A 25,603-nucleotide genomic window follows, 5' to 3' on the forward strand; every position below is an offset into this window, starting at 1 on the left:
ATTTTCCCGACCTTACTGCCCCACCTGTTTCAGCTGACCGGCAATCTGCTCTTTCACTTTTTCGGTCAGCGCACCATTATCCGGGATTTTCTGGTTATTCATCAGGTCTTCGTAGAAGTTAGTGAAGTCCAGCTGGTCGAACTTAATACGCTGCAGTTCATCCACGGTGATCCCCCGGCAGTCAGGACTTTTTGCGCTGCCAAAACCAATACGCAACTGTCCGTTGCGCCCCTGCTGCTGGACTATCTGCGCCAGCTTCGAATCAAACTGGCAGTAACTGCGCTTTTTCTGCAGACAGACACCCAGCACTTTCCGGGAGCAGAACTCACCCACACTCACCGTCAGTTTGTTGTCCTTCGCCTTTCCCAGCGCCTTTTCTTCACTGTTACATTCAGCCAGCCCCACATCCTGCCCCCAGCCGCCATCCTTACAGCAGTTACTGAAGCCGGCTGCAGCCTTACGGCAGAATTTCGCCTCACCGGTAAAAGCCCGGACATCCACACCATTCAGGGCGGCAACATCCTTACCTGCGGCGGCAAGCGCAGCCAGTTGTGAGACGGCTTCACCAAAATCACTGCTTTTTCCGCTCTGCGCCTTATCACATTCACCATCGAGACAGAAGACATCACCACCACAAACCATCACTTTCCCGGATGTTCTGGACTCGCAGGAGTACGTGGCATACTCATGCAGACAGGCTCCCTCATCGGAATAAAACGCGCACTGACGTGAGGCCAGCGTACAGGCCGGATTATCAACATATTTCTGACAGGTGCCGTTATCTGCCGACTGCGTGACATATTTATCCCGGTATGCCCAGCACGCCTGTGTGATGCTCCAGGGTTTACCTTCCATCACACCTGTTTTCGTACCACCCGGCTCTGAACACTCAGTGCCTTTCAGCACGCCATCCGCTTTATTAAACGGACAACTCTCCACCCACTCCACTCGTGGAACCCATTCTTTATCACGGACCTTCATCCTGAGTTTCAGCGTAAAGGTGGAGGCGCCGCTGGCCAGTTTCTCATAAACCTGTTGGTCACCGTTCCCGCCAGAAAGGCAGTTACCGTTAGCAGTACAGCCACTGCCGGTCAGTACCTGCCCCTGTGTCACCTGCAAACCTGTTGCCCCGGACAGAGGGAAAGTCCCCGACTGCCCGTTTGCCAGGCCAACATTGAACGTTGAATTCATGAAGGTATAACGAGAGTTCAGGAAGAAAAAAGCGGCGTATACAGACAATGATGCACTTTCCACTGTACCGGTTACCGGAGCCGTGACACTGAACGCCAGTTTCAGCCCGTTCATACTGAACCGGAACTGTGAGTGCGGTATCGTCACCTCACGATATTCATCCGTGTATTTCCAGTCCCCTGTGATACTGGCGGTTCTGGAACAATATTCCTCAACCATCGTATCCCGCTCACAGGTATAGTTGGTGAATTCACTGCGGTTTATCTGTTGCGCACTGCACTGCTGTCCGGTGTTTCCCACGATGCTGTCAGCCCGGTTCACCACATCCCTGCCGGTCTGAATAAACGGCGCATCCGGTGACAGAATGTCTTTCGGCTTGTTCATGAAGGATTCTGTGATGGTTTTGCCGGTTTCACTGGTTGCCCATTGTGTGGTGCCGTTATTTTTCAGACCGCCATCCCCGTCGGCAGTCACCCCACCGTAATACTGCGTCTCATCCGGGTTCGCGTTATACCCCGGGATACTCTCCTGCGGATTAAAATTCTGAATACTGCCAATACCCTGCCCCTGGATCTGACGGGCAAAATCGGAACCTGCCCGGTAATCACTGTTGCTGTCTGCAAACACAGAAAAGCTCAGAAAAAAAACAATTGCACAAATATTGCACGGTTTTCCGGAGTCATTAAAATTCAGAGACCTGAAAAAGGTATTTATATTTTCTTTCATAATCTGAACCAAATGGAGAATGAAGTGATGTCATCTCAACTTCAGAACTGTGTTGATTGTGGTAAAGCATTAAGTCGAACAGCCACAACATGCGGGAATTGCAGCTCAACGGACCCTTTTGGAAAAAAACGCCGCAACGATCGCTTGCATCAATGGTTTGCCGGGCTGTTTATTACGGCTACTATTATTGCTGGCGGGCTATGGTACATGGGAATTCTTGATGTTCCGGGATTATTACTCAGATAACGATTTCAGTAACGATATCAGTGTCCTGAAATCAGCACATAACGAGTGACGACAGTACCGGTTATACCAGTAATAAGGGGCTTCGGGCTGAAGCCTGAAACAGAGCTGAAACTCGCTGTTAAAAGCCCCCTTCACCGACCATCCCCATGCCAGACGTGGTATTGCTGATTCAGCATCCTGCCGCAGTCGCCGTTCAAGAAGGGCAGCCATTTTTACCGGACAGACAAAGGCAATATAAGGCGGCAGCTTTGTAACAGGAAAACCATGCCCCTGACAGGACGCATATGTACGGAATCCGTGAACGTTCATCGCGGCCACAAGTGCACGGATGTCCGGGTCAATCCGGTAATAGCCTGCTGGAAAACTCATTGCGACTTATCCCCGGTGCCGTCCAGCAGTCCCTGAGCCACCTGCCGGCAGTCTCCCGTGGCGGCCACTTTTTCCAGCGCCTGCCTGACGCGCAGATTTCCCCGGATGATGTCGTGCCCCTGGCTGCAGAACACCACCAGGGCCGGCACGCTGCGGATGCCGTACTGTGAAAACAACGTCGGGTCGATCTGAACACCATCGGTCGCGCCATCTTTTACCAGAGACAACACGGCTTCAGCGGTAGTCTTCAGGTCATTGTTCACCATGCCCCGCAGTGTGGCCGGAATACCGTAGTGCCCGGTTTCGCTCAGCATCTGTTTCAGCCCCTCTTCGGGTATGGAAAACGATACAAAATACACGGCCCCCTGTTGTGGTTTGTCTTTCTGAGCAGCCTGCTGCTTACGGACCAGTTCATCGAGAAACTGGTTATCGGAATGCTGAAGGGGATTCGCCCTGACCTGCTGTTCTGCCCATGCCTGCAGTTGTGTGTCCGGCTTTTCACGTAACTGCTGACTCAGTGTTTCCTGCTGCTTCAGGAACCGGCGGTTTTCTGGCGTATTCACGTTTTCCGAAGCGTGGGCAGAAATAAACAGTCCTGCTGTCAGGGAAAAAAGTACAAATATTTTACGGCTCATATCATCTCCCGGCATAGTGATATAATTTAATTACCGGCGCACTTTTCTTTCAATCTTTCAGACAGAGCATATAACTCATCCATTTCTTCCTGAGTAATGCATTTTCTGCTGACAGTAATCTACACCGTAGCCACGGCGGTATCTCTGTTCAGAATAATATCATCACCGTAATTTTTTAATGACAGATGGTCTCCCTCTCTCCGGGCCTGGTATATTTTTTTCCGGTGGATACTCAGACAATTCGTTCTCCTACCTGTCTTTAGATTTATCATTACAATTATATTCAGACATAGTGCTGATGAATTCCCGAAATCTTCTGTCAATAAACTCCAGTCGATTCAGTATATCCTCTGATTTCCTGACATCTTCAATATCTGTAAGCCGACGGCACTCCAGCAGAGGATAATATGCCCCACCATTTTCAGTCCATTGTCTGACCACATCAAAAGCACTCACCTTTTCCAGCAGGGAGAAAAATCGCTCCTCACTGATAAAAATTTCTTTTTCTTTATTACTTATCTTTCGTAAAAATGATAAAAAACTCATAACACACCTTGATTTATATTGTACACATGCACACACGGTTATATTTATGAGAACCGCCAGACTCATTTCCTGCGCTTAACAGACATAAACTTATCTGACGAAAGATACGAGAAAACAACGCAGATTGTTGATTAGCTTCTTTCTCTGTTTATCTTTTTTCTGAGTCTGGCGGCAATTAATTGCCAGTCTTCTCTTTCACTCCGGCTTACAGCACTTTCTCTTGCGTAAACATGCATAGTGATTTTATTTTTCACTTTCATCCTTCACCTCTTTATTTACAGGAACACACAGTTACGTTTACGCCACATCAGGTAGCCGAAATTTTTCTTTGTGTTGGGCGGATTTTTTCCCGTCTCCCAGCGCATCACACTGCGCCCGAACGGATGGCACTGCCCGCTGTCCGGGTACATGTTCACCATCTGGTAACGCCAGCGTTCTTTGGGAAGTATGGGAGACGGATATTCGTTACAGACGGCACTGTCCTTACCGATGGTTTCCATAATCATGCCCTGGCGGTGGAGCTTAAATGCCATCCGCTCACTGACCAGCAGGGAGGACTGCAGCGGGCTGGATTCATTGCTCACCCAGCCATTAAACGGATACATACTGCCCTGCGAACCGGCACACCAGAACAGAATATCCAGAGGTTTATTAAAGGCGCTGGCAATCGCATCAGCTGCACAGGCACCCTGCGCTATCGGGTTGGCAAAAATAACCGCTTCCGGATTGAGAATGGTGGTCAGACTGCTGTCCGTCCATGTGGGATCGATTTCGGAAAGATACGCGATATCCAGGTCACCACCTTCCAGACAGCCCAGCGATGTGATGATATTCAGCCAGTACGTCAGCGGGTATTTGTACCAGTGCACGTGATAGAACGCCCCGTTCACCTGTTTATCTTCTTTTCTTGCCGTCCCCTGTGCCGTTTTCCCGAATTCCGGCAGACTGAACCCCAGATTAACCATGCATCCCGGTGAGCGGGTGACATCCGTCAGGGCCATCGGCTCCCAGTAACCAATAGCCAGCCCGATACGTTTAAAAACAGGGGGAGGCGCCGGGCAGAACTGGATCGGCATTGACGGGTTTGCGGTATCCGGCACCTTCCCCTGGCTCACTTTTGTGCTGCCCAACGAGAGAGGGAAAATGCAGCTCCAGCAAATATCCGTGATCGGGTTAACAAACCGCCCCTCACAGGCAGCGTCCGCTGACGCTACGGGAACATGGCCAGTCAGCAGCAAAACCACACACAACCACATACACCGTTTCATTTCCCTCCCTCCCCGACCGGAATAAATTCCACCTTCAGGAAGCGATCGCCGGGGACCGCGCTCACCCGTGCCGGAACCTGATCGATGCCGAGGCGCTGACAAATCACACCGTTCTGGTCAAAGTAAACACGACTGTCCAGAGCTTTCTGCATCTCCGGGATACTGCCCTGCACCAGGATAATTTTGCTTTCCAGCGTGGGAGGCGTCTGGCGGTTCATCCATTCAATCTGCTCAGGATCATCACCGTTGATGAAATACAGCGTCTGGTTGAAAGGCACATACTGCAGCGGGTTCATCACCTCCCCCTGGCGGGCAAAGATACGACCTTCGTTATCCCGGATATCCGCAGCCAGTCTGACCGACGGGTCAAACAGCCGGCTGCTGTATTTCTCCGTCCTACCGATACCGGGCACGGCAGGGGGCCGCAGGCTGTTGCGGATAACCCGCGCCTTAAAGGCATCCATTTTCCGGCCCATCTCACCGGACTGCTCCAGAGCTGTCAGGCGCTGCATGATCACCGTCAGCATGTCCGGCTCCTTTACCGGCCACAAATCCCCCCAGGTGCCAAGATCGGCTGCAGCCACACTCTGCCCCCATATCAGCAGGGCAATCAGCCCCCGGCATTTCATGGTTCTGCCCTCATTCGCCGGGCAATATCCTGCTGGATTTCACGGGTGATATCCGGTACCCCCTGTACCACGGCAGGCGACACCAGAATGACAGCGTGGTGCTTCTGCTGCCACGTCTGCAGACTGGCCTCCAGTGCCGCGTTAAAACGGTCAGCCAGCGCCTTCGACTGCGCTTCTGACAGTTTTTTCTGGCTGGCGCTGTCAAAAAACGCATCCACAGTCTGTTTCATGTTGAAGGCGACGGTTACCGGCGTGTTCAGTCTGACAATGGCGTAACTGACGGCTGCGTTCAGTAACACCATTGCCAGGCATCCCGGCACCATCCACCACCAGTGGCAGCGTTGACGGGCTGTAACATCAGTCGTTTTTTGCGTTGTGGTCATGCAACACTCCTGTATTTCTCATGTTCTTCCAGCCAGGCCTCCAGCGAAGCCATCTCCGGCCCTGACTTCTTCCACGCCAGCTGCCACACCGCCTCATGAATACTCAGGCCCTCCTGACGCTTCTGCTGCACAAACTCAAAATCCGGGCCGTCAGAGCTGTACATGGCACGGCTTAACGGATCCACAAACAGACGGTGCCAGGAGGAATGGTTTTCCACCTGCAGCAGGAAGGAACTGAACCACTGGTCTTTGGCCGCACCAAACTTGCCAATCATGTCACGCTGCAGTGGCAGGAACTGGTCCGGATACAGCTGGTTGTATTTCGCGAACTCCTTCGCACTCTGTTTGAGGATAATTTTGTAGGAGGAGTTACCCCATGCCGCACGGGCAGCACTGGACGCCTTGTCAGAGTCAAAGTCGACGATGTTCTGTGTGATGGTGATATAGGCACCGGTATGACGACGGGCGGTACGGTAACCTTTCTCAATAAACTCACCGACCTTGTGATTTTTGAAGTCCAGCAGACGCCAGCCTTCATCAATAACGTTCAGTTTCTTGAGGTTACGCGGCGTGCGGTACATCCGGTTCTCGATGTAAATAATAAGGCTGAACATCACCGCAACCAGCAGGGACGGACGGTCTTCCAGTCCGCCCAGCTCCAGCACCACCATTCTGGCATCATCCCGCAGGGACGGCTCATCGGAGTTAAAATACCGGCCGTAAGTGCCGTTGGCAGTGTACTGGTCAAGCAGCACAATCATTTCGTCCAGACGGCTGCGGATGGTCGGTGACTCAGCATACTGCTCGCTGTCACTGGCGTTTTTCAGGAAATCCACCACGTCATCAATTCGTGCCCTGTTCTCTTTGACCAGCCATGATGCCCTGACTGCCTGCAGCAGCAGACCTTCATGCACTTCATCCAGGTTACCGTTGGGGCTGGCCATCACCGACAGCTGGTCACGGACACGCTCCGCTGACTGGTCAATATCGGTGATATTCGCAAACGGGTTAAAGCGCAGGGTTTCACCATCCAGATATACGCCCCCCATGTTCTCACACAGGGACTTGTAGCCATCCCCCATGTCGAACACCACGGCAAAGCCCCCGGAGTCCAGCACGCTGCGGATAAGTGGCTGTATCAGCCCCGTCTTACCGGCCCCGGATGTTCCACAGACCGCCATGTTGTAGTTGGTGTTATTCATCCCCCGGAAGAAAATATCGATAAACGCCAGCTGGTTACGGTAGGTGGGGGCCAGCAGACCTGCCGGTGTCAGGGGGTTATCCGCCACTAACGGCATCAGGTTGGCCACATTAAAGCTCTCTGCGCGCTGAACCACACCGGCCTCTTTCAGCTGTTTAAACAGCCCTTTCCCGGCCATAAAGGGCAGGCAGGTCAGGAAATTGCGCATGTGGTTAAAGCGTGGTGAAATCAGCTCAAAACCGTTTTTACGGAAACTGTTCAGGATGTCCTGCTCCACTTCCAGCGCCGTTTCATTATTGTCCTTGCAGAATGCGGTGATGTTGAGGAAGTAGGACACGACAGAAGACTGACCGGAGCCCAGACGCTGACGCAGTTCCCCCCACTCCTTCGCCTCTTTCTCCACGGACGGAAACCATTTGGCATAGGAGGTCTTCGACTTTTTCTCCAGGTCCATGTACTTCAGGTTGGCTTCGCTGTGGGTTTTCACCTGGTCTTCCACCACCAGAGTCAGCGTCAGGATGAACGGGCAGGAGATGGACAGTTCCGGGTTCAGCAGGTTGCTGTAGTTGTCGGCCATGTTCCACAGGAAGGCGATTTCCGGGTTACGGGCCAGATGGAAATTCAGGATGCGGGCGGTGCTGTTCCTGCCGTTCTCACGCAGGCCCAGCGTCAGGTAATCAGCCCGGACTTTCAGATCAAAACTGTCCTCCACACACTGATAATTCAGATCAGAATACGGGTCCAGCTGACGTCTTTTCGGGTACAGGGAGTCCGGGTTATGGTTAATCATCTCCCCGACAATATCGATGAAAGCCTGCGCATCCACCGTCTGCGTGGTGATATATGCTCCCTGCAGAGACGCCCGGATGATTTTCACCAGGTTTTCCATTTCCAGAATGTCGGCCCGGCTTTTTTTCTTCGAGGGAGAACAGTACGAGATAAACACCCGGTAATGGCGCAGGGTCAGAGGCAGGTTCAACCCTTCCGGCAGCGGAAACAGTGTTTCTGCGGCTTTCATGTAATAGGCCCGGGTAATGGCGTTAAACCGTTCTGCCTGTTCACCTGACCAGGAGAACTCACGCAGCCCGTACTTAATCCGCTCGCCAACCAGCTGGCTGGACATCAGATGGATACACAGCGGAATACCGCGCGGCAGTTTGGTGCGCAGCATGTGATCGAGAGCCTCCACAATGGTCTCATTCGCCCCATTGATGGGAATGGCTTCCAGCATAAAGCCCATCGTGGTGTCATTAATGAACAGACCGGACTCCTGGTTGTAATCACGGTACGGCAGCAGACGGCTGAACTGTGGGAAGCTCATTTCGCCCAGAATTTCATTGGCCTTTGAGGATTCGTCAGGCAGTTTCAGTGCTGTGACGAGGGAGTTAACCGCCTGAGTGACGGCCTCAAGTGGGTTATTCACATGAATTCCTTAGTTGAAAAATAAAACGAGAAATGCGGAAAGCATGAAGGGAACATCTGTAATTAACGCGCTATTTCCCGACGCATATACAAATATTTCTGTTTTCTGAATATCCGCGCATTCTCATCCGGAATTAAATCAATATTTCCTGCGACTGACTTATGCATAATGTTTTCTCTGCTTTTCCTGATACGCCTGACATTCAACGCACAACGTCACACCGGGAAATATTTTCCTCCGGGCTTCAGGAATAGGATTTCCGCATGCTTCACAGAGATAAACAGGAATACCATGAGCATTTATTTTCTGGCGTATCCGGTTTATTCCTGTCATGGTCAGTTGTTCTGTCACTGAATATGCTTCATCGGCTTCATCACTCACGGAATATTCCTCCCGACATGTTCTGGCACGCTACCGCCCATCCCTTTTCACGCACAGGGCACTCGTTTTACAGGCAGATTTTAAATACAGAAATCCCGCCGGCATTGTCGGCTGATATACAACTTCAGGGCCAGTTAATTAATACGTGGTTTTCCCCACGCAGACGGTTTAATAACAAAAAACACACTGGATGGCTGATGATAAACATCCTGATTATCAATATAAGGCGCTATCCATAATGCTGCCGTCTGCTCACCCGTTCTTAGCGGACGGGGAGGTGTTACCGGCGTAACTGAACTGACCGGAACAACCGTTTTCACTTCCCGGGCAGCGGTAAACAGCGGGCGTGGTGCCAGCAGTTTCTGCTCCGGAAGTGCTGTCACAGCAGGCCTGCTGTGGGACGGCGTTGTCGTCGCAACGGCCTGCACCGACGTGGTCCGGAAGTCCCCGTCAGCCAGGCTCGGCAGTGATGCCGCAACCGGCTTTGCTTCTGAGGACTGCTCCAGTTTTTTGGCCTTCTCATTGGCCTGCTCCATCGTCATACAGGTATCGGATGTGGTGGCATCACACTCAAAATCGGAGTTCGTTCCGGCACAGCCAGAAAGTAATAACGTCCCCAGCAGCGGAATAAATAAAGAAATCGGCTTCATTGTCCTTCTCCTTTTTTATTACTCCCCACAACAGAAGAAATGAATTCAGCCATCAGATTTGATTTCCCTGCACAGGGTTGTCCGAAAATTACTGTATATCCAGGAGAAGAAAACAAACTCATCGACATCCCCTTCTTCATCACACCGACAGCAGCCATATTAAAATTGTGCGGCAATAATTCAGGACTGAATTTCTCCTGTGCAGGAAGTACGATTCTTGTGGTGCAGTTACTGAGAACAGCATGCATAAAATCATCTGATATGCGTTTATCCGGCACAGAGCGGGCAGTAATAACATGAATATTACGCATGTTCATTTTTATCTCCGTTGTTTCTGTTTGTTCTGTTATCAGGGAAATAAGCATGGCATTTCCTGATTTTTCCCGGCAGGGAAGCGTCTTCAGCAAGTACTTCCCTCAGTCGTTCATCTGCGGTTCCCACCCGGACACATTTCATTTTTCCGGGCCACATCGGATATTTCCCGGTGCCTGCTGCAAACGACATAAACATCAGTGCCAGTGTTGCCCATAATGCGGTGACCAGTTGCATCAGTGACCGGTCAGTCTCCCTGGCATACTCTGTGGCTCCAGCATTGCGGTAATGGCAGATTTCTTTTTCTTCTGCTCCGGGAAGGTCTGAGGAAGAAAACCGGCATTCACTGACCGGAAACTGCCCGGCAGTGGCTGTCTGTCTTACAAAGTTAATCTCCTGAACCAGTAATTTCCCCGGCGTGGTGTTGTCCTTCCATAAAACAAATAACGCCATCAGGGCCATTGTTGCCAGTGGCAGAATGACGGTGTATTTCAGACACCAGAACAGTCCTCGCAGAACCCGGGCGACAACATACCTGGCGGCATGGCACGCCTGACAGGACGACGTATTATTTGCCATCGTTGCCCCCTTCCTGACCACCGGCCATAAACTGCTGCGGATTCAGGTCGCCCAGCTGTTTCAGCATCTGGTCGGTATTCAGACCATTCAGGTGACTCTCTGCGGATGGCGGGTTCGGCACGGGACTTCCCGGGTTACTCTCTTCCGCCTGCCCCTGTGCCTGCTCCAGCGCCATCTCTTCCACGGTTTTCAGCTGGAAACCGTCCTGGAACACCACGGTCACTTCATTACCCGCCCCGATGGGTATCACCGGGTGATACTGCTCAGCGCGTTTGATGTAGTAGTCACTGAGGGTCTGTGCCGCTTTCGATGCACCGCCACCGATACCCATTTTCAGCACATCACCGGCCGCGTAAGCGGCAGTGGCTCCCAGCCCGACAGCAGGCTGTGAAGCACGTTCCATTCCCTGGCCGATACCATCAACAAATCCAGCCCCCCATGCCCAGCCGAGGATTTTGCCGTTACGCATCACCACTTCACCCTTGATACCGTTTTTACCCCGGAAGCTGACATGCCCTTTAACCGGCATATCGATGGTTTTACCCTCCTTCAGGCAACTGATATTGCGGGTACGCACGATGGCACGCTCACTGGAAACATCCCCCCAGGCTTCCAGCCCAACAAAGCATCCCGTTGCGTCATAGGTTTTGCTGTTCGGCATTTCCACCAGACCGGTGATACGCAGCTGCATCGGCACCGTGGATTCATTACCGGTGACAGAGGCATTGGCATCCGCCCCTTCAATCAAAATGGCTTTCGCAAAACTGCCTGACGGAATGTACGGCAGGGACGGAGTTTGCTTTGTGCCGGCATCATAGCTGAACGTTTTACGCTGTATCCGGTTCGGCACCGGCACAGACTGGTACGTCACCTGTGGCGGCGGCGTGGCTCCGTTGCCCGGATAGAACGCGGTGGGCGGTGGCACAGCACCTGCCCCCTGCGGCGGAAAAGCAACGGGCGCATTACCGGGCTGAGGCTCCCCCTCCGGACCGGGAGGGGATGCCGGCATCTGTGGCACAGGCTCTCCGGTCACTGTCACGGGATTCGCGCCCAGGGCTTTCACCTGCTCTGCCAGCGCAGCATTCTCCTGCCCCAGCTTTTCAATGCGACGCTGGTCATCACCACGCTGTTTGTTCAGAACATCCATCTCACGACGGATTTCCTCATACTGCTTCTGCATCTGTGCCGCCGTCACCTGCATCTCTGTGGTGGCATGCTGACGCACCTTGTCATCAAAGGTGGTATCCACAACACCGGTCATATCCGGTACAGGTTCCTGCTCTGCAACGGCATCAGTGTTCCCGGACATATCCATATCAGACAGATAAAGCGCACCACCAATTGCTGATACCGATCCGACAATCACAATCCCCAGCCACAGGAACTGCTTGCGTTTCACAATGGTATTGATACTGGCCATCAGTTGCCCTCCCCGTCACGAATGACGTACACATCCATACGGGCAGCGGCCAGTAACTGGCTGACAGGCTGGCTGAACATCACCGCCCGGGTTCCCGGCTGCCAGAAATCACTTTCCCGGATATTCAGCGCAGACAGCGTTTTATTTTCCACGGTAAAGCGCACCATCTTCAGGTGATTCCCCGTCCATACGGCTTCAGCTTTTGCGGACATTCCGGCAGGGGCCTGCAGGGTTTCCTGTGTCACGGGGATCTGATACCAGCCTTCTGGCAGTTTTCCGGCACGGACCGCCTGACTGATGGAAACCAGCAGGGATTCGTAAGGCGTGGATGTTTCCCATGCACCGGCAGTTTCTCCTGTTCCGCGCAAATCGCTGACCAGCTGAATGGTACGCCCGGCTCCTTCACGGGGAACGGCCTGAATGGAAAGGTTAAGACCACGTTCTGTTTCCAGAATGAACGTAAAAGGCTTTTTGTTGACGGTGGCCACCACCACACCACCGGACGCAGTCTGCTCATTATTAGTCAGCGCACCATCCAGACTGTTCACGGCGATAATCCGGTCACCGGGGACAGTAAACAGATTCGGGCTGGTATTACTGATGGCAATACTTGCCTGACCGCCATTGACCATCGGAACCACTGTAGGTGCCAGTGTGCCGTTTCCTGCCAGCACGCTGCCGGAAAAAAGCAGGCAGGCGGATATTATTAGTGTCTTATTTTTTCTCATCGTCTGTTTCCCCGAAATTATCCAGCCAGGTCACCCCGTTTTCCCGTTTCAGAATAAGAATGTAATGTTTGATATCAGTGAAAGGTTCGGAGTTACCAATCCATGTTTTCCGAATCCCTCGGATTTCCACACGACCATATTGTGGCCAGACACGAACACTGGTCTGGAAAAAAGCAGAATTCACGTTATCTTTTTTGATGAGCTTTGCTTCTTCGGCCAGAATCACTTTCATCTGGTTCTGTGCGCCCGGACGGATATACTGCAGAAGTGCCTGGTGAGAAGCATCGACAATTTCCGGTGAGACATTCAGGCGCAGGGCAATAAACGCCAGTGCCATCTGCTGCAAAAAAGAGGCATCAGCACTGTTCTGTGATACCGCAAAGGGCATATTAAACCCCATCGGTGTCACGGCAGTACGCTGTTCATTCTGAAGGCGGTAATTATTCACCCCCTGAATCACGTTAACAGCCAGACTGAGAACAATGAGCAGGGACATAAATATAAAAGCAATGGCCAGTACACGACTGGTACTTAAGCGGGCACCGTGTTCCATATAACAATCCAGGTATCAGTTCTATTTAATCCACTGCCGGAAACACGAATCAGGAACATTATGAAAAATACCGCGAAGCAGGACTGTTGGCATATACCAGTAAACAAGATCCCGTAACCAGGAGCTGCCCCGCCCTTTTTTCAGTTTTTTAATTCCGAAATAAACCAGAACCGCTGCACCAATACCGAAAAGATATTTCGATGTTGTGATACCCCAGCCAATACAGATCGCTGCGGGGATCAGTTCATCCACTGGCAGGCCAAACCAGCGGCTCTGGTTGGTCAGTGTTTCCGGGAAACGATATTTCTTAAGTTTATTCTCGTCTCCCGACATCGTTTTATTTCCTGTCAGAGGCCAACGACGGTCATACCTATAGCAATAAATACAGATATGATGGCAAAACCGGCCAGGAACTTGACGTTTTTGGTCATCATGTACATGACCGCCCCGACCAGCACTTCAGCCAGAACGACCCATTTAACAATACTGGAGTCCTTACCAAAGGTGGCTTTGACGGTGTCATTACCGGACTGCATGAGGTCCTGACCGCCAGCAGCCAGGGCCGCCTGAGGGAAGAACATCATCAGCACAGCAGCCGGGATCACAGCACGAACCAGGCGAAGCATATTCAGACGAGTGAATTTAGAAAAAAACGACTTCTTTTTGACGGGCGCAGAAGCACCCTGAACACTTAAAACGGCGTCCATATGATTCCTCTGTTTAATATTGATAGATAAAAACTAAAGCTCTTTAAATGTTGACTCGCTCTCTTCGGTCACCTCCCTGAAAATTTCTTCGTTATAAAAATCCGGATATCGCTTCAGATGATCTCTCAGGCGAATCTGAACTTCGATAGTTTTACTTCTTCCGCTCCGATCTTTTGCTCTGATAAGCCGGTTATTTGTATCTTCATCGAGATAAACTGAAATTGTTCTGCTTGTACCGGCTTTAGCGTTCCGCCTCCTCACAGATTCACCTCATTCTTAATGGCTAATAAGAGGATGATTGCACAGAAATCGACGAAAAAAAACACGCCAAAAATGGCGTGTCTTATTTAACATTTACTTAACACCATAATATTCACGTATAACATCAATTAATTTTGTGAATTCATTACTTGTTATTAAAGATATTCTAAAAAGATCAAACTTAGCATATCTGGTTTTAACTTTACGTTTCATCGGTTTAATTCTGTCCTCTGATGCACGAATGGTAATACCTAACTCCCTAGCAATTGTTGCATGACCAACACCAAACATATACATCGCAAACACAATTAAAGTACCAGGAGATAGTTCATTCAACCAAAAATTATCATGCGCAACAGCAATTTTTTTCATATAATCATTTTTCAGAAAAAAATGATAGTCAGGAAACAAATTTATCTGCCACAAAACAACTGATTCGTTACTGTCAAAAGAAATATTTTCCATTCTTATCTGATAGATTTCGCCATGAAAATTAAAGCGACGACAAAAAGCTGAACCATGCCCAAGAGACTGACACTCCAGCTCCAGAAAGGATAAATAAACCTCAACCTGATAACGAATATAGCTTTCCCCCGAAAGGGGCTGATCTTCTTTTGAAAATAACTCAATAAATGCACCATTGGCATAAAGTATTTTACGATTCTGATTTCGAACACAGACAGGAACAGGTGAGTTACGATAGATATCCTGAACACTCAGGATATATTTATTTACAGATTGACTGTTACGTGGCCTTTCTCTAGGATCCAGTGCACACATAGGAACCTCCGTTAAGGATTCTATGGACAGTCGATGCAGGGAGGTCTGAACTCCCTGCATCGGCGATTTTTAATATCAAGTTTTAACGTGGCATTAACCACATAATTAATATACCCTTTATGTGGTTAATTGTCATCAAATTGAACCAGATCAAAATCCTGTTATTTTAAGCAAATCAACTTTTAATTCTTTTTTATTCCTCATCATTTTCTGGAAAGAACCTCTCCATCTCAGATGACACCTTATCCCTGATATCTTCGACCATATTCGCATATTCAAACTTTGGATTCCCGGAAACATGAGGGCTTAGTGACTCAATACCTAAAATCTTAGCAACTGTTGACTGTGTTTTTATCGCACATTCAAGAAGTACCTTATTAAACTCAGCCTGATTGAACGCTGACTCTTTACGCTCCATCTGAGCCTCATATACACGAAGCCCTAATTCGAGAAGCATAGTGGATATGCTTGAGAAACTTACATCTGTACTTTTAGCTCCTTCTGCACGTCTTCTTTCCACAATTTCATTTATTTTATAGACAATTTCGTCACTGACATAAGCCTGCACTTTCGCCATATGTATACCTCTTTATTTTCTTATCGCATCAAATTTATTTCACATATAAAAAAATGACAATTCATCGATGAATCGAATCGTGACGCAAGTTACGATAATTACGATTCATGCAGCAAATCACATCACGATTTGAATCTAGAGTCAATTCGCTTTAACTCGTTGTTTTATTATTACTGATTCATCTATGAGTTGTGTTAAATTCATTGGTGAATCATATGTGATTCACCAATGAATCCTTTTTATAATGTAAAATAAATTAAAATACATTATTTAAGACATAAGTTAATGATTCAAATAGCAAATCAGCAAAAACTTGTTTTTGCGTGGGGTGTGGTGCTTTTGGTGGTGAGAACCACCAACCTGTTGAGCCTTTTTGTGGAGTGGGTTAAATTATTTACAGATAAAGTCACCAGAGGTGGAAAAATGAAAAAATGGATGTTAGCCATCTGCCTGATGTTTATAAATGAGATCTGCCAGGCCACTGATTGCTTTGATCTTGCAGGCCGGGATTACAAAATAGATCCTGATTTACTGAGAGCAATATCATGGAAAGAATCCCGTTACCGGGTTAATGCCATCGGTATTAATCCGGTAACGGGATATGGCAGCGGACTGATGCAGGTAGACTCCCAGCATTTTAACGAACTGGCCCGCTACGGAATTAAGCCGGAACATCTGACAACAGATCCCTGCATGAACATTTATACCGGTGCTTATTATCTGGCAATAGCCTTTAAAAAATGGGGCGTCACCTGGGAGGCCGTTGGTGCATACAATGCCGGATTCAGGAAGACCGAACGCCAGAACCAGAGACGTCTTGCCTACGCATCAGATGTTTACCGGATTTATACCGGGATAAAAAGCAGTAAAGGTATCCGGCTTCCGGCCACGAAGAAATCACTTCCGGAAATTAACAGCGTGCAGAACAATTAATCTTACAGACATTGTCAGATACCGGTTATGCCGCAAAAGCGGCATGGAAGGCCACACACAAAAATACCATTTGAGTGACAATACTGACTGGCCGAAGCCCCGCGAAGCGGGAACCCATCTTATATATACCAGGTAACTGCGCAGCCTCCTGCCAGACCATTTTTCGCGGGCACAATATTTACAGACAACCGGAAAGCCAGTTGATGAAATTGAGGTATATCAGACGACACAGCGATGCCGAAAAATGATAATATAAGTAAAGCCCTGAAAATTTTTTCGGGGCTTTACTTATATTATCATGACTTCCACTTTCTGAACTGTTCGGCAATCACCCATAACGCCTTGTTGATTCTTATATCACCATCAATACCTGTAATGGCTCTTGTCCTGGTATTTTTCCCGGAGGCACTTCGCCCCGATAATCCACCTTTTATCATATTCTCCTGAACCCGCTGCCAGGTTGTCCAGAGATCGTTCTGTTTATCTTCCCGACGACGGGGAGTAATTATCTGTTCAGGCGTCACTGGCGTTTTATTTTCATCTTCATACCTGACCATCAGTGCAGCTCTGCCAAATAAATGTTGCTCGTCACTGTTAAGATGAATTTCTTTCATCTCCTCCATATTATCAGTGACCTTATCAAAGACACCGAGCACTTCATACGCTCCCTCGATAACCTGCCCGACAATATCACCTTTATGTGGAACGCGGATTTCGCTAAAATTATTTCCGCACACCAGGCCATTTGTGCAGACAAAACGAAAAATTCCGGGGATCATCTGATAACTGGATGAACCATCATGTGAATTAAGCAGGATAATTTCAGGAACTTCCTGCCCGTTAATATGCCCTTCCCTGCGAAGACGTAACATATGTTTACTGTATTCGCGACGTCCCGAATCACGAACCCGACTCTGACAGGCAAAGAATGGCTGGAAACCTTCATCACGTAACTTATTGATGATATTGATTGTTGGAATATACATATAACGTTCACTCCGGGACTCATGTTTATCACCGGAAAATACCGAAGGCACGAACTGCATTAATTAATCATCCGTTAAAGGACGTTCACGGCGGATGGAATTATACCGACCAAAACGGGAAGCTAATCGCATAACAGCCACTCCTTTATGAAAGAATAAATTTAATAAAAATTTTTTCCGCTTAATATCATCCCTCCCGATCTCCATTAACAAGATTGCAACAATCAGGAGGGATATTCATCACATCCGGTCAGCAGATCGCCCGGATATCGAGGCCGGCACGCTTAATCTGACGCAGGAACTGTTTGAAGTGATCGGCTTCCGCAATGTTGATATGGCGGAACTGCTTATCCACACCCTGACTGAGCGCGTAGCTATAACTGAAGGCCATCTTTTCCGGGTGGCTTTTGCGATATTTTTTCAGCTCAGTCAGGCTGCTGAATTCCAGGACGTCCCACTCTTCCCCGGTGTTTTTTTTCTTCCCGGCAACAAGAAGCGTGTACGACGCGGTGTTAACGTGGATATTTCGGGTACTCATCCTGCTTTCTCCTCTCTCAGGTTTTCAGCCCCCATCATCTTGTATGTAATCAACGAGCGATGATTAGCTACCATCGCATGAAGCGGAGAGAACCTACCCCATCATCTAAGGTAATAACCTTCGTCAACAGCTATAGTCCTCTGCTTCACCTTTCACGCCAGCATTAACATTGAACGGTTGCCAAGAGCTAAGACTCTGCATGAACAAGACAAATTGGCGTGATGGTTATGTGAAAGGAGAAAAAATGCCGATGTACCAGTTAGGTATTGATGTCAGTAAAAACACTCTTGATCTATGCCTCTTACGGGAGGGCATCAAAGGGAGGATCAAAACTCGTAAGCTAAAAAATACTGCTGATGCGGCTAAAGTCGTGGCAGAGTGGCTTAAAAAGCAATCCTGTGAACTGGGCGAAGTTCATATCATCATGGAAGCCACTGGGGTATATCATGAACCTCTGGCTTATGGCCTTCACTTTGCTGGCGCCAGAATTTCTTTAGCCAATCCTCACCGCACAAGGGAATTTGCCAGAGGTATGAATATCCTGACCAAGAATGACAAAGTTGATGCCTGGATGCTGGCTTGTTATGGCTCCCTTAAAGAGCCTGAGGCATGGACTCCACCACCAGAATCTGTGCGGTATCTTAGAGCTCTTTTACGCCGCAGAGACGCTCTTGTTGCAGACAGCACCAGAGAAAAAAACAGACTTGAAAAATCTGTTTTTACAGACAGCCCTGATGCCGTCAGGGCGTCAATTGAAAACATGCTTCAGGAGCTGAGCAATGAGATCGAACATCTTGATGTCCTGATCCAGGAACATATTAAAACTCACCCTGAGCTCAACCAGGATTTCAGACTGTTAACATCAATAAAATCTGTTGGTTACCTGCTGGGATTAAATATGCTGGCAATACTCAAAAGCCATTCATTCGAATCAGCAGAGCAGGCAGCAGCATTCCTTGGTGTAGTTCCGGTAGAAAGGAGATCTGGCACATCTGTAAAGGGAAAACCTAAATTATCTAAAATTGGACCACCGGAGATAAGAACAAAACTTTATCTTGCCGCTTTATGTGGGCTGAGATTCAACCCTGTAATGAAACAGATGTATACGAAGTTATGCCAGAGGGGAAAGTCAAAGATGTGTGCTATTGGAGCATTAATGCGAAAACTTGTGCACTGGTGCTATGGTGTGCTGAAAACGCAGTTACCATTCGACGCTGAATACAACCAACAAAGTCATTATAAAACAACATGTTAATCAACACCATCGGAGCAATACTGAAGCAACATGTTTGTATCTTTTTCCTTCTATCATGGTATTTAACTGAGCATCTGCTCTTTTTATAAAAACTCAGAGAAAATTTCTCCTGAAAATGGAATGTTCAAACATCACATAATTTTCTTGACTAAACACGGTAGCTGTTGAGTTTCGGGAGCCGCGGTTTTGACGTTTTGCGGGGACCTGTCTTTTGTTCCCTCCGGTATTAACCATCACCCGTTTGAGAACCTTCGCCGCAAGGGGCATCACTGCCACGGCCGGAAACGACTGTCCGGGGGCAGACCGCAAAAGTTTTTGCCTGCTTTTGGGCAAAAACTTTTGTGGGATGTGCATTTCACCCCTGGACTGGCGGAGACGGTTGTGGCTGTCTTTGCCCCCGGCGACAGGGGCTTACACGGGTGTATGGCACCGGATACAACAACGGGCAGGCACCCGCCGCAACGACGAAGAGCGCGTGCGCGAAACGGCGTTGCCCCTCACATCCCGGCGGCCTTTTGCCGGGATGCCAGGAGCGCAGGCCACGGCGCGACAGAGGCGGCGCGACCGTTCCGGTCGCTGCAAGCCGGGGGTTTTCACGCATCGGACCGTAGCGACAGCCCGAAACCGCGCCAGCGGGTTCGGCGGAGACTGGCAGGTGCGCCAGCAGCTGCCTGTCGGAGTCGGGCCTGACGACCGGATGCCGCCAGGCAGCCGGGAGCCGAAGGGGCGCCCGGCAGACAGGACAACACTGCAGTAGTCAGAATCAGAGTAGGAAGAAAAAGAGAATAATCACGGGAAAGGTAATGTCATTTCTGACAACTGGCCATAAACAGAGAAGGCGCGTTCATCCCCGTTCCCGAAGGGAAACGGCCTTCCTGAAATCAGGTTGTTCATGCCCGTACAACATCAGCAAGGAGAAAGGGGCTACCGGCGAACCAGCAGCCCCTTTATAAAGGCGCTTCAGCGCAGTCAGACCAGCATCAGCCCTGAAAAGGCGGGCCTGCGCCCGCCTCCAGGTTGCTACTTACCGGATTCGTAAGCCATGAAAGCCGCCACCTCCCTGTGTCCGTCTCTGTAACGAATCTCGCACAGCGATTTTCGTGTCAGATAAGTGAATATCAACAGTGTGAGACACACGATCAACACACACCAGACAAGGGAACTTCGTGGTAGTTTCATGGCCTTCTTCTCCTTGCGCAAAGCGCGGTAAGAGGCTATCCTGATGTGGACTAGACATAGGGATGCCTCGTGGTGGTTAATGAAAATTAACTTACTACGGGGCTATCTTCTTTCTGCCACACAACACGGCAACAAACCACCTTCACGTCATGAGGCAGAAAGCCTCAAGCGCCGGGCACATCATAGCCCATATACCTACACGCTGACCACACTCACTTTCCCTGAAAATAATCTTGTCGTTCAGCCAGTTCACGGGCAATCCGTGTGATTGTTGCCTCATCACGCTGCCTCCCGGAGTTTGTTCGGCACCATCCACCGTTCCATCTCACGGACAGCGTGACCGGCCTCCCTTGCCGCCATACCAGCCTCTGCAATGACCTGCCAGAATGGCATATCCTGCCACTGCCAGCGTTCCATTCCGGCCAGTGACGGAAAACGCTCGCCCCACTGCCAGAACAGGGTTTCCAGGTCATGCTCTGCCACCCGGTCACTCCAGCGTGCATGCCAACTTCCGGCTGTTTCCGGCGAATGGAATGCCAGTTCGATTTCTGCCTGAGCAACCAGCGCCTGGTACGCATGGGTTTTCTGCTCTGCCTCCCTCGCCTGCTGACGGCTGTACTTCTGCATGACCAGTGCAGATTTATGGCGACTGCGTTCCCTGACACGGAACCGCACTGACGGGAACAACCGCTCTGCTGCATCACCGGGAAGAGGAAGGAGGCAGACCTCGCCCTGTGTTTCAATCAGCACATCGATGGCATACAGCCACTGAAGACGGTTGCCGCGCAGTTCTTCTGCGGTCAGGGACGGCATGAAAAATCGCAGGTCAGACAGCGAAATCCTGCGGCTTCCGTTCAGACAGCGGAAAAACGCCCCCGCATACGGATATTCCGCCAGCGTGTTTCCCTGATGGCGGCGTTTTTCCGTCTCCGCCACCGCCCGCCATGCGGCCTGTTGCTCTGTGCTGAGGGGAACCAGTGCCCGTGAACGTACGCTCATGCCTGACCTCCTTCCGCCATCAGGATATGGATGATGTCATTAACGCTGTACCTCTGCGCATCCAGTGACGCCGCCAGTGCCAGTGAATGGCTGACGGCTTCCGGTGCAAACCGCCGCTGCACCTGAACCACCGCAAACGGCTCACCACCGGCATTCACCAGAACCAGCACCCAGACCTGAGAGACATCGCCCGGTGAACATAACGCCAGGTGAAAACGTTCGTGGGCAGGCGTGAAACGGACCTGGACGGGGAAAAAGCCGCCAAACTCGCTGCCGTACTCGCCGTTCAGCGTCCAGTTGTCCGGCGCATCCAGCTCCCGCATCACGGCGTGTGTCAGCTCACGACGTTCATCACTTCCGGCTGCCCGGATATCTTCATATTCCTGTGCGCTCATGGTCTGTAATACATTCAGGGTCAGTTCAGTTTTCATCACGGTATCTCCCTTGCTGCCGCCCCGTCTCCGGCGGGGCGGCGTGATAAATGGTTTATGACTGGCGGTCAGGCGGCTTCTGCCTGGTCGTCACGGTACTCCGTGGTTTCCGTCTCTGCCTGTGGACGTGGTGCACACATCCAGCCAGGCACCCAGCGGTTGTCTTTCATGTGGAACTCTGCATGTTCAGCGGCATCGCCTTTCTTCATCTTCTCTGCGTCCCGTGCGGCACCGGACAGTCCTGCCTCATTCAGGGCTGCGATAATCTGCGGCTTTTTCAGGTGTCCGAAGAAGTTTGCTTTTGTCGGCTGCCACCAGTCGCGCATATGAAAGCCGATGGCGCTTTCCAGCGAATCCAGCGGACTGCGTGACGTGTGACCATACTCACGGATCTGAACACCGTGGATGCTGCACGCAGTGCAGAAACTGAGCAGGGATAACAGCACCTCCTGACTGAGTGACAGGAACGTCGTCATGTCACGTGACCATCCCTCCGGTAACAGGGCAGCAAGACGGGCTTTTTCTGCCATCATCGCCATGAATGCGGCACCGTCCTTCCCCGATGGCGCATCGCTGGTCAGCGCATAATGCTCACATTCCAGACGAATTTTTGCGGGATTGCTGTAAGCTCCGCTGCCAAACACATTCAGGCAGAGCGTCCATGCCAGCAGTGCCAGGGATTTGTCCGGTTGCTGCATCAGTGCTGCCTGGACTGCCAGCGTGCGTTCGGAAGACATTTTCGTCAGCAGTGGCAGACTGATTTCCTCCACTGACGCTTTCTCCTGCACCTGTTCCGTGCGGTCAGCGTCGTCAGCCGCGTCATCTTCACTGCGCAACTGCACACCACGCTGGACACACACATTACCGTAACGCCAGGACACCACCACACCGCTTCCGGCACGCATCTCCGGCGTCCACGCTCTGACCTTCGCCATGCAGCGCATCAGCTTCATTTCTGCTTCCAGCAGGTCGGATTCCTCACACTGGTTTTCCAGCGAGTCGTAACGTGCCATCAGTTCGTTCAGGCGTTCTTCTTCCGCCTCCGTCAGCACCGCTTCCGGCTCCGGCAGACTGCGATATGTTCCGGCATCCTCACGGCAGAAACCGACAGGCTCCATGCGTCCGGCGCACCATTCCCAGCCTTCAGCTTCCCGAAGGTGTTCAGCGACAGCCTGGAGTTTTTCCAGCAGGGCGGCATCGAGCGCAACACAGTCCACATAGCCACCCTCGTCGTCGCTGAACAAGTCAGTGCGCAGTTCATCTGGCGAGAAGGCATCAGCCCCCACGAAGCGGAATTTAGTGTTCCCCACCACCGCCACTTCACTTTCGGTCACCAGACGACGAATGGTCTGTACTTCCGGCTTACCTCCCCATCCCGACTGACAGGCGGCTTCAAACACCTGCACCTGACGCGCGGTGTCGTTCTCCAGCGCCAGCGCCTGACAGTGCTCGGTGGTGATGCAGTCTTCTGCCAGCGCATCGAGGATAACCGGGGCAAGGTCAGCCAGTTTCAGCATTCGCTGAACGTGGCGGGGTGAATAGCCCAGCAAATCACCGATTTGTGCAGGTGTTTTGCCTTCCTGCGCCATTGCGCGGAATCCGGCAATCTGTTCGGCAGGGTGCATATCCCGACGCTGACCGTTCTCGGTCATCGATGCGGCAGTCGCCAGCTCCTGCGGAATGACCTTCACGCGTACAGGCCAGTCAGCCGGAAGGATGTTGCGCTCTGCCAGCATGTTGAGTACTGCCAGTCGGCGACCGCCTGCGGCGACACCGTAACGGTCACCTGGCAGGGCATGAACAACCAGATTCTGTAACAGGCCGACACCTTTAATGGAGTCCGCCAGTTCGCTGACGGACTCCGCAGAATACGGCACCGTGCGCACATTCAGTGGTGATTTAATCAGTGAGGCCAGCGGCACGCTCACTTCCGCCGTCTGCGCCAGCAGGGCAGACAGGACTGTTTCCTGCGTTTTTGCAGGTTTACGGCTGGATTTACGCTCCGTTTTTGTCTTAGACTCTGTAACTGACATATATTTCTCCTTTGACCGGGATGGTTGTATGTCTGCCGGACGCCTTCCCGTCCGGCACCTCTCTTACTTAAGAATGCCGAAATCCCGGATGACATGGTTCATCCAGTACCCGGCACCGTCCTCAAAATTCCAGGTGCGCCAGACCATTGCACCGTTATTACGGACAACCAGGCGAAACTGTTCGCCGTGGTCATCCTCGATAAAGACGTTCCGGTACTGTGCGGCAACGGCTTCGGCATGTTTGCGGGTAAAAGGACCGTCAGGCAGTCCCTGAAGTATTCTGAAATATTCGCTCATCCTCATCTCTCCGGTGATGCCCCGCGCAGGGCGGGGCGGTTATCACAGTCAGGCCAGTCAGAACGGGATATCGTCTGAAAACCCGTAATCCTCCCCCTCCGGCGGTTGCGGCTGAGGCTCGGGCTGCTCGGCCTTACGTCCACGGCCTTTCGTTTTTGCGTCACCTTTTTTCGTACCGGCCTCCGCCTGTGGTTCCGGCTGAGGCTGACCGCTGAACTGTTGCCCCTCTTCCGGCTGAGTCTGAGCACCTGCGGTACGTCCCAGCATCTGCATGGTGCCCGTGGTTTTCACAAGGATTTCGATGACGTAACGGGTGATACCGTTATCCTCCCGGCTACGGGTACGAAGCTGGCCTTCGATGTAGACCTGCACGCCCTTGCGCAGATATTCACCAGCCACTTCCGCGAGCTTGCCGAACAGCACCACGCGGTGCCATTCCGTCTGCTCCCGCATCTCCCCCGTCTGTTTGTCGCGCCAGCTTTCTGACGTGGCCACCTGCAAGTTTGCCACTGCGCCCCCGTTGGGGATGTAACGGACTTCCGGGTCTTTACCCAGACGACCAACGAGTACAACCTTGTTAATTCCACGAACTGCCATGATGTGCCTCCTTCTGTTGATGTTTTCAGCCCCCATCACCCGTTTGAGAACCTTCGCCGCAAGGGGCATCACTGCCACGGCCGGAAACGACTGTCCGGGGGCAGACCGCAAAAGTTTTTGCCTGCTTTTGGGCAAAAACTTTTGTGGGATGTGCATTTCACCCCTGGACTGGCGGAGACGGTTGTGGCTGTCTTTGCCCCCGGCGACAGGGGCTTACACGGGTGTATGGCACCGGATACAACAACGGGCAGGCACCCGCCGCAACGACGAAGAGCGCGTGCGCGAAACGGCGTTGCCCCTCACATCCGCCGGGATGTGAGGAGCGCAGGCCACGGCGCGACAGAGGCGGCGCGACCGTTCCGGTCGCTGCAAGCCGGGGGTTTTCACGCATCGGACCGTAGCGACAGCCCGAAACCGCGCCAGCGGGTTCGGCGGAGACTGGCAGGTGCGCCAGCAGCTGCCTGTCGGAGTCGGGCCTGACGACCGGATGCCGCCAAGCAGCCGGGAGCCGAAGGGGCGCCCGGCAGACAGGACAACACTGCAGTAGTCAGAATCAGAGCAGCAGGAAAAAGAAGAACAGTAGCAGTAGCAGTAGCAGTAGCAGTAGCAGTAGCAGGAACAACAACATCAGTAACAGACAAATGACAGGCATGAAGAAACAGAAGCCCCCATCAGAACGTCCGCGTAATGAAAGGGGCGGCGCGTCAGCGCGGCCCCTTTCAGCGCCGCCGGCGCGCGGTTTTTTCCCGGCGCGGGCAGACAGGCATTTATCCTCCCGCCTGCCCGGCGT

The 25,603-nt window shown here is 51.3% G+C and carries 32 protein-coding genes and 6 pseudogenes; 6 read left to right on the plus strand and 32 right to left on the minus strand.

Going from position 1 to position 25,603, the window contains the following annotated elements; translation table 11 throughout:
- Positions 1–12 precede the first annotated feature (12 nt).
- Positions 13–1,917 (minus strand): type-F conjugative transfer system mating-pair stabilization protein TraN, encoded by a 1,905-nt coding sequence (traN, locus tag QUE34_RS27225; protein ID WP_000662057.1) that lies wholly within the window; start codon positions 1,915–1,917, stop codon positions 13–15.
- Positions 1,918–1,944: 27 nt separating this feature from the next.
- Here traN and QUE34_RS27230 point away from each other — a divergent pair, with 27 nt between their 5' ends.
- On the plus strand, positions 1,945–2,163 hold the full coding sequence (locus QUE34_RS27230) for a hypothetical protein (RefSeq protein WP_001364024.1): 219 nt from the start codon (positions 1,945–1,947) through the stop codon (positions 2,161–2,163).
- On the opposite strand, the gene QUE34_RS27235 is transcribed toward QUE34_RS27230, so the two are convergent.
- The 19 genes from QUE34_RS27235 to traM all read right to left on the minus strand — a co-directional run bounded on the left by QUE34_RS27235 (position 2,152) and on the right by traM (position 15,565).
- Complete coding sequence (locus tag QUE34_RS27235; protein WP_000009645.1) at positions 2,152–2,532, minus strand: hypothetical protein; 381 nt, start codon at positions 2,530–2,532, stop codon at positions 2,152–2,154. The genes QUE34_RS27230 and QUE34_RS27235 overlap by 12 nt on opposite strands.
- Complete coding sequence (gene trbC, locus QUE34_RS27240; protein ID WP_000087541.1) at positions 2,529–3,167, minus strand: type-F conjugative transfer system pilin assembly protein TrbC; 639 nt, start codon at positions 3,165–3,167, stop codon at positions 2,529–2,531. The genes QUE34_RS27235 and trbC overlap by 4 nt, the downstream gene beginning before the upstream one ends.
- Positions 3,168–3,416: 249 nt before the next feature.
- A complete protein-coding gene (locus tag QUE34_RS28765; RefSeq protein ID WP_001364039.1) occupies positions 3,417–3,713 on the minus strand; it encodes a hypothetical protein in 297 nt (98 codons plus the stop codon).
- A 275-nt stretch (positions 3,714–3,988) separates the two neighbouring features.
- A complete protein-coding gene (traU, locus tag QUE34_RS27250) occupies positions 3,989–4,981 on the minus strand; it encodes a conjugal transfer pilus assembly protein TraU (RefSeq protein ID WP_001355328.1) in 993 nt (330 codons plus the stop codon).
- Complete coding sequence (traW, locus tag QUE34_RS27255) at positions 4,978–5,610, minus strand: type-F conjugative transfer system protein TraW (protein WP_000650119.1); 633 nt, start codon at positions 5,608–5,610, stop codon at positions 4,978–4,980. The genes traU and traW overlap by 4 nt, the downstream gene beginning before the upstream one ends.
- Complete coding sequence (gene trbI, locus QUE34_RS27260; RefSeq protein WP_000214089.1) at positions 5,607–5,993, minus strand: type-F conjugative transfer system protein TrbI; 387 nt, start codon at positions 5,991–5,993, stop codon at positions 5,607–5,609. The genes traW and trbI overlap by 4 nt, the downstream gene beginning before the upstream one ends.
- Positions 5,990–8,617 (minus strand): type IV secretion system protein TraC, encoded by a 2,628-nt coding sequence (gene traC / locus QUE34_RS27265; protein WP_286338981.1) that lies wholly within the window; start codon positions 8,615–8,617, stop codon positions 5,990–5,992. The genes trbI and traC overlap by 4 nt, the downstream gene beginning before the upstream one ends.
- A gap of 159 nt (positions 8,618–8,776) precedes the next feature.
- The gene (gene traR, locus QUE34_RS27270; protein WP_001278688.1) at positions 8,777–8,998 is read right to left on the minus strand and encodes a conjugal transfer protein TraR; all 222 of its coding nucleotides are present in this window, start codon (positions 8,996–8,998) and stop codon (positions 8,777–8,779) included.
- 134 nt (positions 8,999–9,132) lie between these two features.
- Entirely contained in the window at positions 9,133–9,648 is a 516-nt protein-coding gene (traV, locus tag QUE34_RS27275; protein ID WP_000802746.1) for a type IV conjugative transfer system lipoprotein TraV, read from the minus strand.
- Positions 9,645–9,965 carry a conjugal transfer protein TrbD gene (locus QUE34_RS27280; protein WP_001057269.1) on the minus strand — a complete coding sequence of 107 codons (321 nt, stop codon included), beginning with the start codon at positions 9,963–9,965 and terminating at the stop codon, positions 9,645–9,647. The genes traV and QUE34_RS27280 overlap by 4 nt, the downstream gene beginning before the upstream one ends.
- Positions 9,952–10,539, minus strand: coding sequence for a conjugal transfer pilus-stabilizing protein TraP (traP, locus tag QUE34_RS27285; protein ID WP_000002892.1), 588 nt, complete (start codon positions 10,537–10,539; stop codon positions 9,952–9,954). The genes QUE34_RS27280 and traP overlap by 14 nt, the downstream gene beginning before the upstream one ends.
- On the minus strand, positions 10,529–11,959 hold the full coding sequence (gene traB / locus QUE34_RS27290) for an F-type conjugal transfer pilus assembly protein TraB (protein ID WP_000146619.1): 1,431 nt from the start codon (positions 11,957–11,959) through the stop codon (positions 10,529–10,531). The genes traP and traB overlap by 11 nt, the downstream gene beginning before the upstream one ends.
- Positions 11,959–12,687 (minus strand): type-F conjugative transfer system secretin TraK, encoded by a 729-nt coding sequence (gene traK / locus QUE34_RS27295; protein WP_001355329.1) that lies wholly within the window; start codon positions 12,685–12,687, stop codon positions 11,959–11,961. The genes traB and traK overlap by 1 nt, the downstream gene beginning before the upstream one ends.
- Entirely contained in the window at positions 12,674–13,240 is a 567-nt protein-coding gene (traE, locus tag QUE34_RS27300) for a type IV conjugative transfer system protein TraE (protein WP_000399757.1), read from the minus strand. Before traE ends, traK begins: the two co-directional genes overlap by 14 nt.
- Before the next feature lie 21 nt (positions 13,241–13,261).
- A complete protein-coding gene (traL, locus tag QUE34_RS27305) occupies positions 13,262–13,573 on the minus strand; it encodes a type IV conjugative transfer system protein TraL (RefSeq protein WP_000012121.1) in 312 nt (103 codons plus the stop codon).
- A gap of 14 nt (positions 13,574–13,587) precedes the next feature.
- Positions 13,588–13,947 (minus strand): type IV conjugative transfer system pilin TraA, encoded by a 360-nt coding sequence (traA, locus tag QUE34_RS27310; RefSeq protein ID WP_000340277.1) that lies wholly within the window; start codon positions 13,945–13,947, stop codon positions 13,588–13,590.
- Between the two features lie 33 nt (positions 13,948–13,980).
- A complete protein-coding gene (gene traY / locus QUE34_RS27315) occupies positions 13,981–14,208 on the minus strand; it encodes a conjugal transfer relaxosome protein TraY (protein ID WP_001254381.1) in 228 nt (75 codons plus the stop codon).
- A gap of 93 nt (positions 14,209–14,301) precedes the next feature.
- Positions 14,302–14,988: a PAS domain-containing protein gene (locus QUE34_RS27320; protein ID WP_000332479.1), complete on the minus strand. Its 687-nt coding sequence runs from the start codon at positions 14,986–14,988 to the stop codon at positions 14,302–14,304.
- A 193-nt stretch (positions 14,989–15,181) separates the two neighbouring features.
- A complete protein-coding gene (gene traM, locus QUE34_RS27325) occupies positions 15,182–15,565 on the minus strand; it encodes a conjugal transfer relaxosome DNA-binding protein TraM (RefSeq protein ID WP_001151555.1) in 384 nt (127 codons plus the stop codon).
- A 423-nt stretch (positions 15,566–15,988) separates the two neighbouring features.
- Here traM and QUE34_RS27330 point away from each other — a divergent pair, with 423 nt between their 5' ends.
- Positions 15,989–16,498, plus strand: coding sequence for a transglycosylase SLT domain-containing protein (locus tag QUE34_RS27330; protein WP_000759166.1), 510 nt, complete (start codon positions 15,989–15,991; stop codon positions 16,496–16,498).
- Between the two features lie 296 nt (positions 16,499–16,794).
- On the opposite strand, the pseudogene QUE34_RS27335 reads toward QUE34_RS27330, so the two are convergent.
- Both QUE34_RS27335 and QUE34_RS27340 read right to left on the minus strand, forming a co-directional pair.
- Positions 16,795–17,616, minus strand: a pseudogene (locus QUE34_RS27335) (DUF932 domain-containing protein).
- A gap of 118 nt (positions 17,617–17,734) precedes the next feature.
- Entirely contained in the window at positions 17,735–18,022 is a 288-nt protein-coding gene (locus QUE34_RS27340) for a hypothetical protein (protein WP_000107535.1), read from the minus strand.
- 244 nt (positions 18,023–18,266) lie between these two features.
- On the opposite strand from QUE34_RS27340, the gene QUE34_RS27345 reads away from it, so the two are divergent.
- Positions 18,267–19,277, plus strand: coding sequence for an IS110 family RNA-guided transposase (locus QUE34_RS27345; protein ID WP_001132300.1), 1,011 nt, complete (start codon positions 18,267–18,269; stop codon positions 19,275–19,277).
- Between the two features lie 93 nt (positions 19,278–19,370).
- Here QUE34_RS27345 and QUE34_RS27350 read toward each other — a convergent pair whose 3' ends face one another.
- A complete protein-coding gene (locus QUE34_RS27350; RefSeq protein ID WP_000547943.1) occupies positions 19,371–19,631 on the minus strand; it encodes a hypothetical protein in 261 nt (86 codons plus the stop codon).
- A gap of 69 nt (positions 19,632–19,700) precedes the next feature.
- Between QUE34_RS27350 and QUE34_RS27355 the strand changes: the two are divergent.
- Positions 19,701–19,873: pseudogene (locus tag QUE34_RS27355) on the plus strand (hypothetical protein); the annotation flags it as partial.
- A 424-nt stretch (positions 19,874–20,297) separates the two neighbouring features.
- Here the strand turns inward: QUE34_RS27355 and QUE34_RS27360 are convergent.
- Positions 20,298–20,423 carry a type I toxin-antitoxin system Hok/Gef family toxin gene (locus QUE34_RS27360; protein WP_001372321.1) on the minus strand — a complete coding sequence of 42 codons (126 nt, stop codon included), beginning with the start codon at positions 20,421–20,423 and terminating at the stop codon, positions 20,298–20,300.
- Positions 20,365–20,514, minus strand: a pseudogene (gene mok, locus QUE34_RS27365) (plasmid maintenance protein Mok); the annotation flags it as partial. The gene QUE34_RS27360 and the pseudogene mok, both read right to left, overlap by 59 nt.
- A 21-nt stretch (positions 20,515–20,535) precedes the next feature.
- Here mok and QUE34_RS27370 point away from each other — a divergent pair.
- A complete protein-coding gene (locus QUE34_RS27370) occupies positions 20,536–20,724 on the plus strand; it encodes a hypothetical protein (RefSeq protein WP_001355331.1) in 189 nt (62 codons plus the stop codon).
- Here QUE34_RS27370 and QUE34_RS27375 read toward each other — a convergent pair.
- From QUE34_RS27375 to QUE34_RS27395, 5 genes and pseudogenes are all read right to left on the minus strand, one after another.
- Positions 20,669–21,455 (minus strand): annotated as a pseudogene (locus QUE34_RS27375) (plasmid SOS inhibition protein A). The gene QUE34_RS27370 and the pseudogene QUE34_RS27375 sit on opposite strands and share 56 nt — an antisense overlap.
- Positions 21,452–21,886 carry a conjugation system SOS inhibitor PsiB gene (gene psiB / locus QUE34_RS27380; RefSeq protein ID WP_000845944.1) on the minus strand — a complete coding sequence of 145 codons (435 nt, stop codon included), beginning with the start codon at positions 21,884–21,886 and terminating at the stop codon, positions 21,452–21,454. The pseudogene QUE34_RS27375 and the gene psiB overlap by 4 nt, the downstream one beginning before the upstream one ends.
- Before the next feature lie 68 nt (positions 21,887–21,954).
- A complete protein-coding gene (locus QUE34_RS27385) occupies positions 21,955–23,919 on the minus strand; it encodes a ParB/RepB/Spo0J family partition protein (RefSeq protein ID WP_000117199.1) in 1,965 nt (654 codons plus the stop codon).
- A gap of 63 nt (positions 23,920–23,982) precedes the next feature.
- Positions 23,983–24,216, minus strand: a complete 234-nt coding sequence (locus tag QUE34_RS27390) for a DUF905 family protein (RefSeq protein ID WP_000005990.1) — start codon at positions 24,214–24,216, stop codon at positions 23,983–23,985.
- A 57-nt stretch (positions 24,217–24,273) separates the two neighbouring features.
- Positions 24,274–24,813 carry a single-stranded DNA-binding protein gene (locus QUE34_RS27395; RefSeq protein ID WP_286338982.1) on the minus strand — a complete coding sequence of 180 codons (540 nt, stop codon included), beginning with the start codon at positions 24,811–24,813 and terminating at the stop codon, positions 24,274–24,276.
- 225 nt (positions 24,814–25,038) lie between these two features.
- Here QUE34_RS27395 and QUE34_RS28770 point away from each other — a divergent pair.
- Positions 25,039–25,197: pseudogene (locus QUE34_RS28770) on the plus strand (hypothetical protein); the annotation flags it as partial.
- Here QUE34_RS28770 and QUE34_RS27400 read toward each other — a convergent pair.
- Both QUE34_RS27400 and QUE34_RS27405 read right to left on the minus strand, forming a co-directional pair.
- A complete protein-coding gene (locus tag QUE34_RS27400) occupies positions 25,197–25,454 on the minus strand; it encodes a hypothetical protein (protein ID WP_023147917.1) in 258 nt (85 codons plus the stop codon). The pseudogene QUE34_RS28770 and the gene QUE34_RS27400 overlap by 1 nt on opposite strands.
- Positions 25,367–25,580 (minus strand): annotated as a pseudogene (locus tag QUE34_RS27405) (hypothetical protein). The gene QUE34_RS27400 and the pseudogene QUE34_RS27405 overlap by 88 nt, the downstream one beginning before the upstream one ends.
- Positions 25,581–25,603 lie beyond the last annotated feature (23 nt).

The sequence above is a fragment of the Escherichia sp. KS167_9B genome (assembly GCF_030295215.1).
GTDB lineage: Bacteria > Pseudomonadota > Gammaproteobacteria > Enterobacterales > Enterobacteriaceae > Escherichia > Escherichia coli_F.

Bases quoted from the DNA above. Each gene is read 5' to 3' on its own strand.
- traN (WP_000662057.1), bottom strand. From the start codon at position 1,917: ATGAAAGAAAATATAAATACCTTTTTCAGGTCTCTGAATTTTAATGAC.
- QUE34_RS27230 (WP_001364024.1), top strand. From the start codon at position 1,945: ATGTCATCTCAACTTCAGAACTGTGTTGATTGTGGTAAAGCATTAAGT.
- QUE34_RS27235 (WP_000009645.1), bottom strand. From the start codon at position 2,532: ATGAGTTTTCCAGCAGGCTATTACCGGATTGACCCGGACATCCGTGCA.
- trbC (WP_000087541.1), bottom strand. From the start codon at position 3,167: ATGAGCCGTAAAATATTTGTACTTTTTTCCCTGACAGCAGGACTGTTT.
- QUE34_RS28765 (WP_001364039.1), bottom strand. From the start codon at position 3,713: ATGAGTTTTTTATCATTTTTACGAAAGATAAGTAATAAAGAAAAAGAA.
- traU (WP_001355328.1), bottom strand. From the start codon at position 4,981: ATGAAACGGTGTATGTGGTTGTGTGTGGTTTTGCTGCTGACTGGCCAT.
- traW (WP_000650119.1), bottom strand. From the start codon at position 5,610: ATGAAATGCCGGGGGCTGATTGCCCTGCTGATATGGGGGCAGAGTGTG.
- trbI (WP_000214089.1), bottom strand. From the start codon at position 5,993: ATGACCACAACGCAAAAAACGACTGATGTTACAGCCCGTCAACGCTGC.
- traV (WP_000802746.1), bottom strand. From the start codon at position 9,648: ATGAAGCCGATTTCTTTATTTATTCCGCTGCTGGGGACGTTATTACTT.
- QUE34_RS27280 (WP_001057269.1), bottom strand. From the start codon at position 9,965: ATGAACATGCGTAATATTCATGTTATTACTGCCCGCTCTGTGCCGGAT.
- traP (WP_000002892.1), bottom strand. From the start codon at position 10,539: ATGGCAAATAATACGTCGTCCTGTCAGGCGTGCCATGCCGCCAGGTAT.
- traB (WP_000146619.1), bottom strand. From the start codon at position 11,959: ATGGCCAGTATCAATACCATTGTGAAACGCAAGCAGTTCCTGTGGCTG.
- traK (WP_001355329.1), bottom strand. From the start codon at position 12,687: ATGAGAAAAAATAAGACACTAATAATATCCGCCTGCCTGCTTTTTTCC.
- traE (WP_000399757.1), bottom strand. From the start codon at position 13,240: ATGGAACACGGTGCCCGCTTAAGTACCAGTCGTGTACTGGCCATTGCT.
- traL (WP_000012121.1), bottom strand. From the start codon at position 13,573: ATGTCGGGAGACGAGAATAAACTTAAGAAATATCGTTTCCCGGAAACA.
- traA (WP_000340277.1), bottom strand. From the start codon at position 13,947: ATGGACGCCGTTTTAAGTGTTCAGGGTGCTTCTGCGCCCGTCAAAAAG.
- QUE34_RS27320 (WP_000332479.1), bottom strand. From the start codon at position 14,988: ATGTGTGCACTGGATCCTAGAGAAAGGCCACGTAACAGTCAATCTGTA.
- traM (WP_001151555.1), bottom strand. From the start codon at position 15,565: ATGGCGAAAGTGCAGGCTTATGTCAGTGACGAAATTGTCTATAAAATA.
- QUE34_RS27330 (WP_000759166.1), top strand. From the start codon at position 15,989: ATGAAAAAATGGATGTTAGCCATCTGCCTGATGTTTATAAATGAGATC.
- QUE34_RS27340 (WP_000107535.1), bottom strand. From the start codon at position 18,022: ATGAGTACCCGAAATATCCACGTTAACACCGCGTCGTACACGCTTCTT.
- QUE34_RS27345 (WP_001132300.1), top strand. From the start codon at position 18,267: ATGCCGATGTACCAGTTAGGTATTGATGTCAGTAAAAACACTCTTGAT.
- QUE34_RS27350 (WP_000547943.1), bottom strand. From the start codon at position 19,631: ATGCACATCCCACAAAAGTTTTTGCCCAAAAGCAGGCAAAAACTTTTG.
- QUE34_RS27370 (WP_001355331.1), top strand. From the start codon at position 20,536: ATGAAAATTAACTTACTACGGGGCTATCTTCTTTCTGCCACACAACAC.
- psiB (WP_000845944.1), bottom strand. From the start codon at position 21,886: ATGAAAACTGAACTGACCCTGAATGTATTACAGACCATGAGCGCACAG.
- QUE34_RS27385 (WP_000117199.1), bottom strand. From the start codon at position 23,919: ATGTCAGTTACAGAGTCTAAGACAAAAACGGAGCGTAAATCCAGCCGT.
- QUE34_RS27390 (WP_000005990.1), bottom strand. From the start codon at position 24,216: ATGAGCGAATATTTCAGAATACTTCAGGGACTGCCTGACGGTCCTTTT.
- QUE34_RS27395 (WP_286338982.1), bottom strand. From the start codon at position 24,813: ATGGCAGTTCGTGGAATTAACAAGGTTGTACTCGTTGGTCGTCTGGGT.